Origin of the sequence: Marivirga arenosa (assembly GCF_030503875.2) — a bacterium.
GTDB lineage: Bacteria > Bacteroidota > Bacteroidia > Cytophagales > Cyclobacteriaceae > Marivirga > Marivirga arenosa.
In genome coordinates, this window is record NZ_CP129968.2 from 3,384,685 (window position 1) to 3,400,962 (window position 16,278).

Consider the following 16,278-nt stretch of genomic DNA (forward strand, 5'->3'; position numbering starts at 1 on the left):
AGAACCACTATTTAACTATGAAAAAGTAATTAATTCCAACCACCACCAAGCGCTTGATAAATATTAACTTTAGCATTCATTTGTTCTCTTTTCGTTTCTACTAATTCAAACTTAGATTCCAAGGCATCTCTTTGGGTTAATAGTACCTCCATATAATCTGCCCTGGCAGATTTGAATAGATTATTCGCTATCTCAATGGATTCATTCAGTGCCTGTACTTCTTGCTGTTTTAAGTCATAGCTCTTATTCAAGTTATCAACTTTGGAAAGCTGATTTTTCACTTCCATGAAAGCATTCAATACCGTTCTATCATATTCATAAACTGCTTGAATTTGCTTAGCATTGGCTGTATAATAATTCGCTTTAATTGCCCTTCTATTAATTAAGGGAGAAACTAAGTCTCCTGCCAAATTAAACAGCATCGACTCTGGAGTTTGAATTAAATAAGCAGGATTAAAAGCTTGCAATCCTATACCAGCAGAAATATCAAGAGTAGGATAAAAATTAGCTTTAGCTACTTTAATATTTAGCTTTCTAGCTGCTAATTCCAATTCTGCTCTTCTTATATCCGGTCTGTTTTCCAATAGTTGAGACGGAATACCTGCTTGAATACTGTCCGATAATATTTCTATAATATCTTGAGTACTTCTTTCAATAGGCTGTGGATATCTACCAAGCAGATAATTGATTTTATTTTCAGTCTCAATTATTTGCTGCTTAATTCCATACTGCAAAGAGCGCGTATTTAATACTTCAGCTTGAAATTTACGAACTGCTAATTCCGTAACCCTCGATGCTTGTTTTTGAAGTTTTACAATCTTTAAAGCATTAGATTGAATCTCGATATTCTGATTTAGAATTTGTAATTGATTATCTAAAGCCAGTAACTCATAATAGGAATTCGCAATTTCTGCTACCAATTGAGTGATTAAGAAATTCTTACCTTCTTGAGTTGCTAAATACTCCTTTACTGCAGATTCTTTAGCATTTCGCAATTTACGCCAAATATCAACTTCCCATGATGCAATAGCACCTAATTGAAAATCTGGAACAGGTTCCGGCATTTCTCTACCGGGTTCAATATCGGTAGTAGCCTCACTGGCTCCTTCTGGAGTATAGCGCGCTTTTTTTTCAACACCACTTCCTGCTTTAAGATCTAGGTAAGGAAGATACTCTCCCTTCCTAGCTCCTATTTCAAATTTTGCAATGGCGATTTCCTGAAACATAATATTCAATTCCTGATTTCTATTTAGCGCAGTATCAATTAAGGCCAGCAAATGTGGGTCAGAAAAGTATTCTTTCCAGTTCAGCTGAGCCATATTAGTACTGTCTTGCTTAGCACTAAATTTTTCAGGAATTGAATTATTAACCGATTTTTCTATTAATGATGGGGTTTTACAGCTTGTCATAAAAAAGACTGTAAAAACAACCCCCAATCCTATATATAATAATCTTTTATTCCTCATTTTTTATCTTGATGTTCTGTTAAAGGATATTCTTCTTCATATTTGATGAGGTGTTTACCATCTGCTAGTTTCGCAAAAATGTAGTATAAGCCAGGTACTATAATTACACCGAATACAGTACCAAATAGCATTCCTCCTAAGGCTGATGCCCCAATCGTTCTGTTACCTATTGCTCCTGCACCAGAAGCTAACACCAATGGAATTAGACCTGCAATAAAAGCGAAAGATGTCATTAAGATTGGCCTAAACCTCACTTTGGCACCTTCAATTGCTGCATTGAAAATACTGGCTCCTGCTTGTCTTTTCTGAACAGCAAACTCAACTATCAATACAGCATTTTTACCTAATAGACCAACCAACATTATCAAACCAATTTGAGCATAAATATCATTGTCCAATCCTAACATTTTAAGCAATAGGAATGAACCAAATACACCCACCGGTAGTGAAAAGAAAACAGTTAAAGGAATTATGAAACTTTCATATTGTGCTGCTAATACTAGGTAGACGAATATGAGTACGATTACGAAAATGTATAATGACTCATTTCCTCTTTGAGCCTCATCATAAGAAAGGCCTTCCCAGGCTATATCATAACCTTTTGGCAGTGTTGTACTGGCTACTTCTTTTATAGCCTCAATTGCATCTGCAGTAGTATAACCCTTTGCAGGCAAACCTCTGATTGCTGCAGAATTATACATATTATATCGAGTCACCTCATTGGGCCCTTGTTTTTTCTTAAGCGTCATAAAGGCCGAATAAGGAACCATCTCACCCTCTTCATTTTTAACATATAAGTTTAGTACGTCCTTAGGCAATCTTCTAAACTTCGGATCAGATTGAACATACACTTTAAAGAATCGTCCAAATCGGATGAACCCTTGTTCGTATGTACTACCAATCAATATGTTCAGATTTTCCATTGCTTTTCCAATAGAAACCCCCTTCTGCATGGCTCTTTCATTGTCAATCACCAATTCATATTGAGGATAGTTGGCTGCAAAGAATGTGAATAGACCTGAAAGCTCTTTTCGTTCTCTTAGGTTATCCATGAACTGATTATTTATCTTTTCAAATTCCTGATAGTCAGTATTCGTTGTTTGATCTAATAATCGCATGGAGAAACCACCAGAGGAACCGAAACCTGGAATTGCAGGTGGCTCAAAGAACTCAACTATGGCACCTAAATTCTTCGACTTTTCTTCGAGTTCTTCCATAATTTCTTTTACAGAATGCTCACGTTCAGACCAGTTTTTTAAGTTAATCAAACAAGTACCAGCATTTGAACCTCTACCTTCTGTCATGATTTCATATCCAGCTAAAGAAGATACGGTTTCTACTCCTTCAATTTCTTCACAAATTTCCTGAAGACGTTGCGAAACTTCATTGGTTCTTTCAAGCGTTGAGCCTGGAGGAGTTTGAATGATCGCATAAATAGTACCTTGATCTTCACTTGGAATAAAGCCTGTTGGTAAAATTTCATTTTCTAAAAAGATACCAGCACCAAAGGCTAATAAAATACCAAAGGTCAATACTCTCCTATTTACTATTCGCTTCAATAGCCCTGTGTATGATCCCGTTAATTTATCAAACCCTCTATTGAAACTATCTAAGCCTTTGGTAAGGAAGTTTTTCTTTTGCTCTTTACCATGATTATTTTTTAACAACATTGCACAAAGTACTGGTGTAAGCGTTAAGGCTATAATTGCTGAAATCACAATCGCACTGGCCATTGTAATAGAGAACTGTCTGTAGAAAGTACCTACAGGACCGACCATAAAGGATATTGGTAAGAACACCGACACCATAACCGCTGTAATAGCGATAATTGCACCACTAATTTCACCTAATACCTTTTGTACAGCCTTGTAAGGTGTGATTTTAGGGTTTTCAGCAAATTTAGCATGTACGGCCTCCACTACTACTATGGCATCATCCACCACAATACCAATGGCTAAAACTAGAGCGAAAAGCGTAACTAAGTTGATGGAGAGTCCAAAAAATTGTATGACAAAAAATGCTCCTATCAGAGATACTGGTACCGCTAAAATTGGGATCAAAGTAGAACGCCAATCGCCTAGAAATATAAATACTACTAAAGCCACTAAAATAAAGGCATCTCGCAAAGTATGGGTAACTTGTTCAATGGAGGCATCTAAGAATTTAGATACATCATAACTGATTTTATAATCGACCCCTGGAGGGAAATCAGCTTTCATTTCCTTCAAGGTTTCTTTTACTTCCGCTATAACCTCACTGGCATTACTACCATAGTTTTGTTTTAATACAATTGCTGCTGAAGGTTTACCATCTAAATTAGAATAGATATCAAAAAACTCACTTCCTAATTCTACCTTAGCTATATCACGTAAATGGATGCTCTCCCCTTCAGCATTTGCCCTCACAATTATATTTTCATATTCTTCCGGTTGATTACGCCTCCCTTTATAGGTTAAAACGTACTCTAAAGATTGAGCTTCAATTCCAGAACTTCTACCTATTCTACCTGGTCTACCTACAATACTTTGTTCCTCTAAAGCTTTCATCACTTCTTCGGTAGAAATATCGTAAGCTCGCATACGATCAGGATTAAGCCAAATTCTCATAGCATATTTCCTACTCCCTAAAATTTGAGCTCTGGCTACACCTTTAATCCTTTGTATTTCCGGAATCATTTTAACATTAGCATAATTGTACAGAAACTTCTCATCCATACTCTTATCCTTACCATATAAGTTGACATACATCAACATACTTGGTTGTATTGGGGTGATTACCACACCTTCCCGTTGAACAAGTTCTGGAAGTAGTGGCATCACCTGATCCACCCGAGTCTTGACTCGTATTACGGCTTGATTGGGATCTGTACCCGGTTCAAAAATAACTCTTAAAGTTGCCTCACCGGCACTGGTTGCATCCGTTGCGATATAACGCATACCTTGCACACCATTTATTGAATTTTCTAATGTAACTAGTGTAGATTTCACCAGTACGTCAGCACTAGCACCAGGATATGCAATAAATATATTGACAGTAGTGGGTGCAATCTTAGGGAATTGAGAAATAGGCAATTGTCTAATCGCTAGCATCCCAACAAATACGATAATAACCGATATCACAATAGCCAATACCGGTCTATGTATAAACCTTTTAAACATTAATTCTTAAGTTTTAGGATTATAAATTATTCTGCGTAAAGCGCTAATTGTGAAATTGCTTTATGGGGCTCCTCGAAATCGTAATGGATTTCGTCATTATCTCTTACTAGTCTTAATCCTTCGAGTAAGATTTTATCGCCTTCATTTAAGCCTTCTGTTACGGCAAACAGATGTGGAATCTCTTCACCTATCTTAATTTCACGTTGATGAACACGGTTTTCCTCATCAATTACGAAAACATACTTCTTTTCTAAGTTTTCGAATGTTGCTTTTTGCGGAACTAACAATGCATTCTTTAGAGGAATATTCATTAATATATTACCCGTTTCACCGTGTCTCAATAATCCTTTTGGATTTGGAAAAGTCGCTCTGAAAGGGATATTACCTGTTTCATGATTAAAATCAGCTTCAATGGTCTCCACTATTCCAGTTTGATCAAAAACCTTATTATTAGCCATGAGCAAATTCACTCTCATTAAACTATCTCTATCCAAATTACTCATATAATCGAGATACTCCGCCTCAGGTACATTATAATATACCCACATCTTAGTATTATCTGACAAATGAGTAAGCAGTTCACCCTCTTCAATTAAACTCCCCTGACGAACATGGAATCGATCAATTATACCATTGAATGGTGCACGGATTTCAGTGAAATCGAGATGTACTTTTGCCAAGGCTAACTCTGCCTTAGCTTTTTCATACTTTGCTTTGGCCATTGCTAATTCAGTTGGTGATACAATATCACTATCGGCCAAATTCTTGGTGTTTAAAAATTCAATTTCTGCAAAATTAACCTCTGCTTCAGCTTTTTGAAGTTCCGCTTCATATAGCCTGGGCATAATTTTGAATAGCAATTGGCCTTCTTTTACAAATTGACCTTCATCTACATAAATCTTCTGTAAATATCCTCTTTCTTGAGCTCTTAGTTCAATATGTTGAATTGAATGGACCTGACTTACATATTCTTTGGTAAATGAAGTATCCATTCTAACTGGTGAAGTAACTAGAAACGATCTTTCAGCCTCTTCTTCTTGATGTTTTTTTGATTCACAACTAGTAAATATTATTACACTAGTTAATGTGAAAAGCATGAGTAATTGCCTCATAATATGATAACTAATTTTAATTTTTTTAAAATGAAATTGGGTTGAGCAGTCTTCATAATGCCCATAATTTGCATTTTGTAGAAGTAAATTATCTACAGAGAATGCAGTGTTATTTTAAAAAATTAAACTAGGTAGTCTTTCCAGCAATGGAAAAGTATGTAAAGAGGGATTTTGTAACTCTTAGCTACTACTCCATAAAAGGTAGCATCAAAAGAGTTTAAATAAGGATCAATTAAATCCTCTATTTGGTTATTAGAAAATTCTCCATCATAATCAGTATCTGAATTTTCTTCGTTTTCTTCTTCACCATTTTTTTGTGAGGAAGATTCATCTTCTGGAAAATCTGATATTGGAGATTGATTATCTGATTCTTGATCAGTAAAAAAAGTGGAAAATTTTTGTGATTGAGCTTCAAAAATAGAAATGCTAGGATCATTCTGAACAGCTTCTGCGTTTGCAGACATAATAATTCCTAATGACAGAATTATCTGCCAAAAGAATTTTTTCAATATGTCGCTGTTTGTTTTTAGCATTTACCTATTTGAATGAATCGCAAATATAGTTTTTAATCGTTGAAATAAAGAAAAAGTTTTTGAAATCTATATTTTAATGATTTTACATATGTTATAAATAGCTCATTAAAAGAAAATTATAAAACTATATGGATTACATGAAGCACATTAAAAATCAAATAAAACGGGAATTATTGTGGACGAACCTTTAAGTGTAAAAGCTAAACCTGTCTCTATATCATTCACTTACAAAAGTAATATTTATTATAAAAAACTTTATTTTAAGATAAACGTGTCAAAGAATTGAATAATACAGCTTGCAATTTTATGTAATGTTGTACATTTGTAGCCCTTCAAACGGAAGGAGCAAAAATTGACATATGGGGTTGACCGGTATTGACGGTAAGTGTGAATTATGTATTAGCATGCAGGGTGGAGAATGTACATCCTTAAGTAATTCATTCCAACTATAATTGGCGAATCTAATTACGCCATGGCTGCATAATCTTAAATTTTATTTAAGATAAAGCTTTAAGGGTTGAGTCCCCAAAGGGATTCCCCGGCCACATTCCTCGTTCCTTCGTTTTTCCGGGAGCGATCAAGGAGTGTCGACTAGGAGAAACTAGCGTGGTGATGCTATTAAGCCATTGCGAAACTAAAGTAGCTAAGGCCTGCAACAGGACTGTTACTTTCCATAACAGGCTCGAAAATCTAATTAGTAACTAAGCATGTAGAAAATGCATCGTTTCCTTATCCGGACGAGGGTTCGAATCCCTCCAACTCCACAATAAAAAGAAAGACCATCTGTAAGTTGTTCATTTACAGATGGTTTCATTCTCACTTTAAAATCTAGTGTCTATTCAGTGTCATTAGTTCTTACTTTTTACTTTTAAATAAATCTTTTTTAAGAATGTAATTAAAAAGACCTTTACCCGCTTCTGTTACAGTGTAATTTCCTCGAAATTCATCTAACTCACCATCAAACAACTTTTCTACTAAATCGAAGTTTTCTAATAAGTAAATTTTCTTTTTGGAGTTTCCATCTAATGAGGGAGCATAAGGAGAATGCTCTACTAAATTTTGTTCTGCTATTTCTAAAAATTGGTCAAATAATCCATTCTCTTTTAATCCTTTTATTTTTTGTTCGAAAGCACTATCTCCAGAATCTCCTCCAAATGAAAAGTCATCCCAGGTATTTTTTTCTGTCAAATCTGCTACCTGCTCTTTTAATTTAGTCAATTCAGCATTTAATGTTTTATTGGTATTCCTTAATTGTGACATTTCATTTGCACCTGAAATCTCTTCTTCAATTTTCCTTTGGGTGGCAGCAATACTTAACTTCCTTTTTAATTTTTCTTCTTTAATTTCCAGCTTAATTGCATTTCTCTTTATCTTATTAATCTTTAGCAGTTCATCTAACTTAAGGGAAATTACAGGTAGCAGTAATGTGTAAGTTAAAGCAGATATAAAAGGATAAATTAAGACATTCAAAATTTCTGATGACCATTTATCAATATACTGTTCTTTGTAAAGAAATGCAGCTCCGTCAAACATCAGGAAAAACCAGATTTTATAATTGATAATGATCCATGATATAAAGAAAGAAGAAAAGAATGGGTTTTTTAATCTTTCAGAAAGGTTATCATTTATTGAATTAAAAATTTTTGACAGGGTTTCCATTTAATTTTGATTGAAATTTAAAACCGAAACATTAATGTAAACTAAAAATCTAAAAAAGTAAAATACTTAGTCTTAGGGTGTTTTGACCTAATCTTTTAATAAAATAATTAGGATTAATATTTATTTAATATTTTTCTGCATTCAATGTTTACATTTCCAAACCTTCTTCCTACCTTTGCATCGGCAAATCGGCACGACCAGCTCCTGCTGAATTCCCCCAGGACCGGAAGGTAGCAAGGGTAGGCGGTCGTAGCGGTGCGATGTTGATTTGCCATTTTTATTTCCCCTCTTACATTAAAAAACACATTTTATCTTTACCAACTAAGCTGAAGCAGACTTAAACCTTTCAGGTTTTCACTTGGTACCCATTAATAAAACACTTCTTTAATACCATCATTAATTCTCTAAACCTGACAGGTTTCTAATAAGACATTTTCAGATTAAAGCATTACCTTTGCGGTAGATTAATTGAATTCAAAATAACCAGTCTACTTATGAAATTTTTTATCGATACTGCTAATTTAGACGAAATCAGAGAAGCCTATGACATGGGGGTTCTTGATGGCGTAACCACCAATCCTAGCCTAATGGCCAAAGAAGGCATTACGGGTGAAGATAACATTAAAGCACATTACAAAGCAATCTGTGATATAGTAGATAATAATGTGAGTGCTGAAGTAATCTCAACTGATTACGAAGGCATGTTAAAAGAAGGAAGAGAACTCGCTAAAATCGATGATAAAATCGTGGTAAAAGTGCCCATGATCAAAGAGGGTGTAAAAGCAATCAAGCAATTCTCAGCTGAAGGCATCAGAACCAATTGCACTTTGGTTTTTTCTTCTGGTCAGGCTTTATTAGCTGCTAAAGCAGGTGCTTCTTATGTGTCTCCATTCATTGGCAGATTAGACGATATCTCAACGGACGGCTTGACTTTAATTGAAGATATTATCCGCATCTATGATAATTATGGATATGAAACTGAAGTTTTAGCAGCTTCTGTTCGTCATACTATGCACTTAATTGAATGTGCAAATATGGGAGCTGATGTAGTAACATGTCCATTGAAAGTAATCACAGGATTATTAAAACATCCATTAACTGATTCTGGTTTAGCTCAATTCCTAGCGGATCATAAAAAAGGAAATAAATAAAAGAAGAAATAAGAAAGATGAAATTTGGAAACATGCTTTCTTATTTCATCTTTCAACTTTCATATTTAAATATGTATATAATAAAAGTAAAAGGTAAAGCTAAAATCCCTGATTACATTCAGTTAAGGGATGACAACTTCGTTCTCATTGCTTACTTCAGAGCCGACAGACCCCTAAAGAATTTAGATAAATATGGATTGGAAGGGAAAGAAGAAGCCTTGACAAAAGTTATAAATGAGTTACCTTTCGGAAAAATTCAAGCCCTAGATATATAATATGTCTTTTTCTAACGAACCTGTAATCCGCATTGAAAACGCTACTATCTTTCAAGAAGATAGAGCCATTCTAAGTGACATCACCCTTAAAATTGAAAAAGGGGAATTCGTATACCTTATTGGGAGAACAGGAAGTGGAAAAAGTTCATTTATGAAAACCCTTTATGCTGACTTAGATTTAAGACTAGGTCAAATGGAGGTTGCAGGTTTTAAAATTAATGGCATTAGCTCCAAACAAATAGCGCAGCTTAGAAGAAAAATAAGCGTTATCTTCCAAGACTTTCAATTATTAGCTGATAGAACTGTAGCTGAAAATCTTTATTTCGTAATGAAAGCTACAGGCTGGAAGGATAAGTCGAAAATGAAAAATCGAATGGCTGAAGTATTAATGCAGGTTGGATTAGGTTCTGTAGATAATAAAATGCCTCATCAACTATCAGGAGGCGAACAACAAAGAGTGGTTATTGCACGTGCCTTAATTAATGAACCCGTGCTACTAATTGCTGATGAGCCCACTGGTAACTTAGATCCAGAAGTTTCAGAAGGTATTTTTAAATTGTTTACTGATATTAACAAAAGTGGGACTGCAATTCTTATGGGCACACACGATCACAGCTTTCTAGATACTCATCCTGCAAGAGTATTAAAATGCCAAAATGGTAAGTTGTTAGATTCTAAAAAAGAAGATTTTGATTTTAAAAGTAATTATTAATCAATTCTGATAACTTTTAATTGCATTTCTTATTATTAAGAACATGCAAACATCTAATCAAAGACCTGAAATTCCCTCCATTCAAAATGGAGCTGAGAGCAATCCAATTGAAATCTTTCAAAATCAATGTTTAAGACCCATCATTAAACAGCTACATCAACAAATCTTATTTCATTTCTCGATTTGTATTTCGTTAAAACATAAGGGGAAATACTTTGAAATTCCTGATGACCAAAAAGCAAATTATATTCTTAAAGTCTTAAATACTGATCAAAATTATAAGTTAGAGTTGAAAGGCATGATATTAGGACATTTTACAGAGCAAGAATTCCAGCTATACGCCAATAATTATAAAAAAATTGACAAAAGAATTTTCTCAATTGTAACCGAAAGAATCCTATCAAATCAGTCAGACTTAAAGAAAATTCATTGAACTCATATTTTAAAAAATAAAAATTATTTTCATACATAAAGTGTAATTATAACTGGCTTTAATTCAATTGTGAACATATCTAATTTGATAAAACCATAAATTAAATAAACATTTTTACCGTTCAATCCTGCCTCAAATACTCATCCCATATAATGTAAGTTTTATCGAAAAATATAATATAAAGCATACTTACTTATAGGTATATTATTCTATATCAGTAGCATATATAAACTCCTTTTAGTATTTTAAATGATCTTTATAGTAAGAAACTGACTTTATTTAAATATAATTCTAAAATGAAAAAATTATTTACTACACTCGTTTTATTATTTTTCATAGCTACTTCCATGATAGCTCAAAAGCTTCCTTTTCAAGGATATTTGGAAGAATCCGGAGTACCAGTAGAAGGAACTCGTAACTTCACCTTTAACTTGCCAGCTTACGGCTGGATAGAAACCTTTTCCGCAGTCCCAGTTACAAATGGGGTATATAATGTGGTTTTGGGTTCAAATACTCCTTTGCCGAAGAATATCTTTGGAGGAGTTAGTGAAATATCTATGAATGTTGGTGTAAATGGTACCCCAATTGGCAGTATAACCTTGTACAAGCCATTGGTTAGTGCAAATACACTATTAGATGCAGAACGTGACATGACTATAGTTGGCCCAAATGATAGTACTAACCTTAAAATGGGAAGTAATAATTTATATTACGGTAGTGTGAATTTTTATGATTCTTTAGGGGTTCAACAAGGTTTTTTATCAGCGGATCCTGCGGGTGGAAGGCTACAATTAAACCAAAGAGATGGTAGCGGTAATTTTTCAAGTGCCGTTGTAATGAGAACTAATAACACTTCAAGTACCTCTCAGTTTTATGGACAAAATACTACAGGTGATGGAATCGAATTAATGATCACTGATTATATTACTGCAAATCAAATTGATTTTGGGCCTGTAATGTCTGGTAATTATCAAAGATCAGGAACTGACTGGAAAGATAATGCGGGAAATTTATTAGCTGCAATTGGTAATACAAGAGACGAAGGAGGATCTGATCCTACAGGTCATTCCGGTTATTTATCGTTATGGGGTACAAACTCTTTTAATATCGAACTAACGGGCCAAAGATGGCAAAATAACGACCTGCCAATTTTCCAACTATTTGGTAGCAATGATGATGGTGCAGGCTGGTGGATGAGAAATATTGGAGCAGAAGTTGTTGCAGGAGCAGGTACTGATAATTATGGTAATATCTATCTTTCAAATTCTGATAATGGTGGAATTGGAAATGATGGCCTATTTTTAACTTCAAATTTAAATGCAACCAGTGGGGGTGGAATTGAAGTGAAAGATAACACTAGTGCAAATAGAATTATTTTAGAAGGACAAACGGGTCTTATTTCATCTGAAAGAGCTTCAGGAGGCTCTGCTGTTAGGTTATCCCAAAATGCAGGAAGCGGTAGTATTGCGGTCGAAAATGCCGCACAAGACGTTAACTTCTTTTATGAAGCGGAAAGTAACATCCTAGATATATCAAATGCAGGAGCACCTACTATCCAACTAAATGGTGCTACTGGGGTTTTGACAGCAAATGCATATAACAATCCTTCTGATAGAAGACTTAAAAGAGAAATTTCTTCATTAGATAATGCTTTAGAGAACACTTTAAAACTGAGGGGTACTTCATATTTTTGGAAGGATGAAAAGAAATCTCAACAAAGACAAATCGGAGTAATTGCTCAGGAATTAGAAGAAGTTTATCCTGAATTTGTTCATACCAATAAAGATGGAATGAAGTCAGTTAATTATGCTCAAATGACTGCAGTTTTAATTGAAGCCGTAAAAGAGCTGAATGCTAAGATTGAAAAATTAGAATCAGATAATAAAGAATTAACCACTGCACTAAATGAGCAGCAAAAATTAAACGATAGAATTACGAAGTTAGAAAAACTGCTTTTGGAAAATGCAAAGCTTGCCACTAACGAATAATAATCAATAAATGGTTTCATCTTAAAACGAAACATTATGAAAAAAATATTATCGTTAATCATATTAGCAACACTTAGCTTAAATGTGTTTTCTCAATCATTGCAGAATAACACCTATACAATAAGTGGCGAGAAGCTGGTGAATGGAACTACTAGCATGACTGTGAGCGGAAGTGCTTATAGCACCTCTCCTATTTCATCTGGAGGAACCATTTTGGCACCGGGTTTTCAAAGCTTGTTTAGATCGCAGAATAATCCTGTAACAGCGAGCATTATTGATTCATTGGCTTTGGTTGATTTATATAATGCGACCAATCCAGGAGATACAGCTTGGATTTCTGCAACAGGTTGGTTAACTGCCCCTCTTTCGGATTGGCAAGGTGTTTCTTTAGGGCCTACAGGAAGAGTAGAAGAAGTTTGGCTGGCTGATAACAATTTAACGGGAACGATGCCCGAGTCAATCAAAAATTTAGATTCACTCAAGCGTTTCTATTTTTGGAACAACCCTAGCTTGGAAGGTAATCTTTTTGATATCCTTGTGAATTTCTCAGCTTTAGAAAGAGCCTCAGCTCATGATTGTTCATTCACTGGACCTATTTTACCTGAGATATTTAGACCTGGCTTACTAGAACTAAGATTATTTAACAATCAAATTACAGGACCTATCCCGACTGAAATTGGAAATGCTCCAGATCTACAGCAGTTTCATTTTGCCAACAATCAGCTTAGTGGGACTATTCCAAATACAATAGGCAACTTAGATCTACTAACAGAATTAAATTTAAGTCAAAATGATAGCATATCAGGATCAATACCTCCAGAGATAGGTCAAATGGAATTATTGACCTTTCTTTTCTTGGAAAATTGTAGCCTTTCAGGAGCAATACCGGCTGAAATCTTAAATGCCCCTTCATTAGTAGAATTATGGATATCTGGAAATGATTTTTCAGGAACTTTACCTGATGTTTTAAATATGCCTAATTTCAGAGCACTCCATGCAGGAGGAAATAGAAACCTTTTAGTTGATTTACCAGATAATCTTGGAGAATTAACTCAATTGGAAGTGTTAATTATCTGGAATACAAGACCAAATGGTGGTCCTTTTCCTGAAGGTGTTTACAACCTAACAAATCTCAGAGATTTAGATTTGTCTGAACAACGTTTCACAGGTTCAATTGATGATAGAATAGGAAATCTAACCAATTTATTTTCCCTATACTTGAGAAACAATTTACTTTCAGGAGCTTTTCCTATTGAAATTACCAATGCAGCAGAATTACAAACTCTAGATTTAAGTGGAAATTCATTCGACTTTTTACCAGATATCAGCAGTCTATCAGGTTTGAATTTTGTTTTTCTGGATAGAAATAATTTTCAATTTGAATCACTTCTTCCTTATGTAGGAACTACAGTTGATTTCTCATATGCACCTCAAAATCCAATTGGTGCTCAACAGGATATAGATGTTACAATAGGTGGTTCCACTACTATTGAAAGTGCAATTAATAATGAAGCAGATGCAGAATATATCTGGATTCAGAATGGTGATAGCTTGACTAGTCAAATTGATATCAATTTAACTATTGATAATTACAATACAGCAAAATCGGGTAGATATGTATTAAGATCAACCCATCCATCTTTACCTGATTTAGTTTTAAATAGCGCCCCTATCAATTTAAAAATCCAAGGTGGAAGAAGAAACTGGTATGTCGATAACAGAGCGGGGACTATTGCTGATTTTAGATCCTTATTTCAAGCAGTTGCAGCAACTAAGGCTGGTGACACATTATATATAGCAGGTTCAAATGAAATATATGGAGGAGTTATTATTGATGGAGCCAGAGTATTAATTGGGCCAGGCTATTTCTTGGCTGAAAACCCTAATACTCAATTCAATATTCAAGCTGCTAATATTGATTTCATTGATTTATCTTTTGCAGCAGCAGGTACTGAAGTTTACGGCATATCTTCAAGATTATTGAGATTAAATAACCAGTCTTCTGCAGCACCGGATACCTTGAAGAATGTTAGAATAGTTGGAAATAGAATTCGACAATTGTCATTAGGTGATAAAAATGATGGGATTGATGTAGAGAGAAACTATATAGGTAGATTTGAATTCACTGCAACATCAGTACAAAATGTATTTAGATCTTACGATAACATTAATGCATCAAACAATATTATCGACACTGTAAAAACCTTCTTCGATGTAATTAACTCGAGTCGAAATGGCTTAAATAATGTTGTTTTCAATTATAATAATATAAGAGTAATAAATGACAGTATTAATGATGTTAGCTTTACCAATAACATCATTGGTAATCAAGGAAGCGGAAGTAATACTTTTAGCGGAAATATAGCTTACAATGCTGGTCTCTTTACAAATGGCTCAGGTTCATTTACTATTGATAATGATTTTGTACCAGTTGATGCGGCATTACCACAAGGTGCTTTTGCAGGAACAAATCCCTATCAATTAAGTGGCTTACCACCTGTTCCGTCTATTTATAATATTACAATTGGAACCAGATTATCCGCTGCAGTTAGTGTGAAGAGTAATTCTTCAGAAAATATTCAGAGAATTCGGTATCTCTACAGAAGAAATAATGCATCCTCTACTCCATTTAATGTGAGAGGTTTTACACCTGCTGATGATATTCAAATAGAATTCCTTCCAAATAGATCATCTATTGAACCTAATCAGACTTATAATTTAGTATTTCAGGCAGTAGACGAAAGTGGGAAAAGAAGTCATAGAACTTATATCCCTTATGAAACGATTGCAGGGAATGTTTCAGGTACAGTAGTAGATATTGAAAATATTAATGTAAATACAGGAAATGTTAGATTATTTGCCATAAATCCATTTGCTAATAAGTATGATACTGCAGCAGTTCAAGCTTTAGGAGGTGCTAACACCTTTAATTTTGAAAATCTAATTTTGGGAGATTATATAATTTTAGCTGATCCTGATCCAGTTGATTATCCTGATTTGATTCCAACTTATTTGGGGAATACTTTGGACTGGCAATTAGCTGATACTTTATTCTTAGAAACAAGTGTTTCAGATATTGTAATAGAGGTTGAAAAAGAACCCGCTCCTTTAACCGAGCCGGGCTCAGAAATCGCTGGTTTCCTAGAGGAAGAGTTTGAAGAAGCAGATTCTACACTTAGAGCTTTGCCAAGAAGAAGAGTTTCGGGAGCTGGTGTAAGTGTAAGAAGGTTAACGGGTTCTTCGCGAAATACAAATGGTAGTCTAAGGCTTATAGAAAATAATTATGTTTTGGTAGCTTATTTAAAAACCAATGAAGATGGTGAGTTTGTTTTCCCTAATCTACCAAGTGGTGACTACAGAATACGAATAGAATATCCAGGGGTTGAAGTAGATGAAGCTACGGATATTGATTTTAATTTAAGTGGACAACAAGGTGAAGTAGTCAGTGTAGAAGCAGTGGTGGAAGATGGTAAAATTACAGTTACTGAAACTGGAAGAGTAACTGCAAACGAACCTAATAAAAAGGTTTCATTTAGTTTTTATCCGAATCCTGCTCGAGATGAATTAACCTTAAAATTGAAAAACTCTGCAACATCAAATGAGATATTAATTTATGATGTTAAAGGTGTTTTACATAAAAGGATGAAGCTTATGGAAGGTGAAAATAAATTTAGTATTAGCGATTTAGCTGTAGGAACTTATATCATTCAAATAAAGGATGATGCAGGTAATTATATGATGTCAAAGATGATAAAACAATAAATCGTTAAAGAGTCTAACCCACTAAAAAT

Annotated in this window: 11 protein-coding genes and 2 other RNA genes; 8 read left to right on the forward strand and 5 right to left on the reverse strand. The window is 34.4% G+C overall.

Features of this window, described 5'->3' with window-relative positions:
- Positions 1-29 precede the first annotated feature (29 nt).
- The 4 genes from QYS47_RS14515 to QYS47_RS14530 form a co-directional block, all read right to left on the reverse strand.
- Positions 30-1,466 carry a TolC family protein gene (locus tag QYS47_RS14515; protein ID WP_322346919.1) on the reverse strand — a complete coding sequence of 479 codons (1,437 nt, stop codon included), beginning with the start codon at positions 1,464-1,466 and terminating at the stop codon, positions 30-32.
- Positions 1,463-4,624, reverse strand: coding sequence for an efflux RND transporter permease subunit (locus QYS47_RS14520; RefSeq protein ID WP_322346920.1), 3,162 nt, complete (start codon positions 4,622-4,624; stop codon positions 1,463-1,465). The genes QYS47_RS14515 and QYS47_RS14520 overlap by 4 nt, the downstream gene beginning before the upstream one ends.
- A 26-nt stretch (positions 4,625-4,650) precedes the next feature.
- A complete protein-coding gene (locus tag QYS47_RS14525) occupies positions 4,651-5,736 on the reverse strand; it encodes an efflux RND transporter periplasmic adaptor subunit (protein ID WP_322346921.1) in 1,086 nt (361 codons plus the stop codon).
- A 122-nt stretch (positions 5,737-5,858) separates the two neighbouring features.
- The gene (locus QYS47_RS14530; RefSeq protein ID WP_322346922.1) at positions 5,859-6,269 is read right to left on the reverse strand and encodes a hypothetical protein; all 411 of its coding nucleotides are present in this window, start codon (positions 6,267-6,269) and stop codon (positions 5,859-5,861) included.
- A 361-nt stretch (positions 6,270-6,630) separates the two neighbouring features.
- Here QYS47_RS14530 and ssrA point away from each other — a divergent pair.
- Positions 6,631-7,036, forward strand: a transfer-messenger RNA (tmRNA) gene (ssrA, locus tag QYS47_RS14535).
- Between the two features lie 88 nt (positions 7,037-7,124).
- On the opposite strand, the gene QYS47_RS14540 is transcribed toward ssrA, so the two are convergent.
- Complete coding sequence (locus QYS47_RS14540) at positions 7,125-7,928, reverse strand: hypothetical protein (protein ID WP_322346923.1); 804 nt, start codon at positions 7,926-7,928, stop codon at positions 7,125-7,127.
- Between the two features lie 180 nt (positions 7,929-8,108).
- On the opposite strand from QYS47_RS14540, the gene ffs reads away from it, so the two are divergent.
- The 7 genes from ffs (at position 8,109) to QYS47_RS14575 (ending at position 16,249) form a co-directional block, all read left to right on the forward strand.
- Positions 8,109-8,206: signal recognition particle sRNA small type (gene ffs, locus QYS47_RS14545), an RNA gene on the forward strand.
- 216 nt (positions 8,207-8,422) lie between these two features.
- Positions 8,423-9,079, forward strand: a complete 657-nt coding sequence (gene fsa / locus QYS47_RS14550; RefSeq protein WP_302123562.1) for a fructose-6-phosphate aldolase — start codon at positions 8,423-8,425, stop codon at positions 9,077-9,079.
- Between the two features lie 71 nt (positions 9,080-9,150).
- Complete coding sequence (locus tag QYS47_RS14555) at positions 9,151-9,354, forward strand: fructose-6-phosphate aldolase (RefSeq protein WP_302104297.1); 204 nt, start codon at positions 9,151-9,153, stop codon at positions 9,352-9,354.
- Position 9,355: 1 nt separating this feature from the next.
- Positions 9,356-10,066: a cell division ATP-binding protein FtsE gene (locus QYS47_RS14560; protein WP_308355994.1), complete on the forward strand. Its 711-nt coding sequence runs from the start codon at positions 9,356-9,358 to the stop codon at positions 10,064-10,066.
- A gap of 43 nt (positions 10,067-10,109) precedes the next feature.
- Positions 10,110-10,499, forward strand: a complete 390-nt coding sequence (locus QYS47_RS14565) for a hypothetical protein (protein ID WP_322346924.1) — start codon at positions 10,110-10,112, stop codon at positions 10,497-10,499.
- Positions 10,500-10,795: 296 nt separating this feature from the next.
- Entirely contained in the window at positions 10,796-12,487 is a 1,692-nt protein-coding gene (locus QYS47_RS14570; RefSeq protein WP_322346925.1) for a tail fiber domain-containing protein, read from the forward strand.
- A gap of 36 nt (positions 12,488-12,523) precedes the next feature.
- Positions 12,524-16,249, forward strand: a complete 3,726-nt coding sequence (locus QYS47_RS14575; protein ID WP_322346926.1) for a T9SS type A sorting domain-containing protein — start codon at positions 12,524-12,526, stop codon at positions 16,247-16,249.
- Positions 16,250-16,278 lie beyond the last annotated feature (29 nt).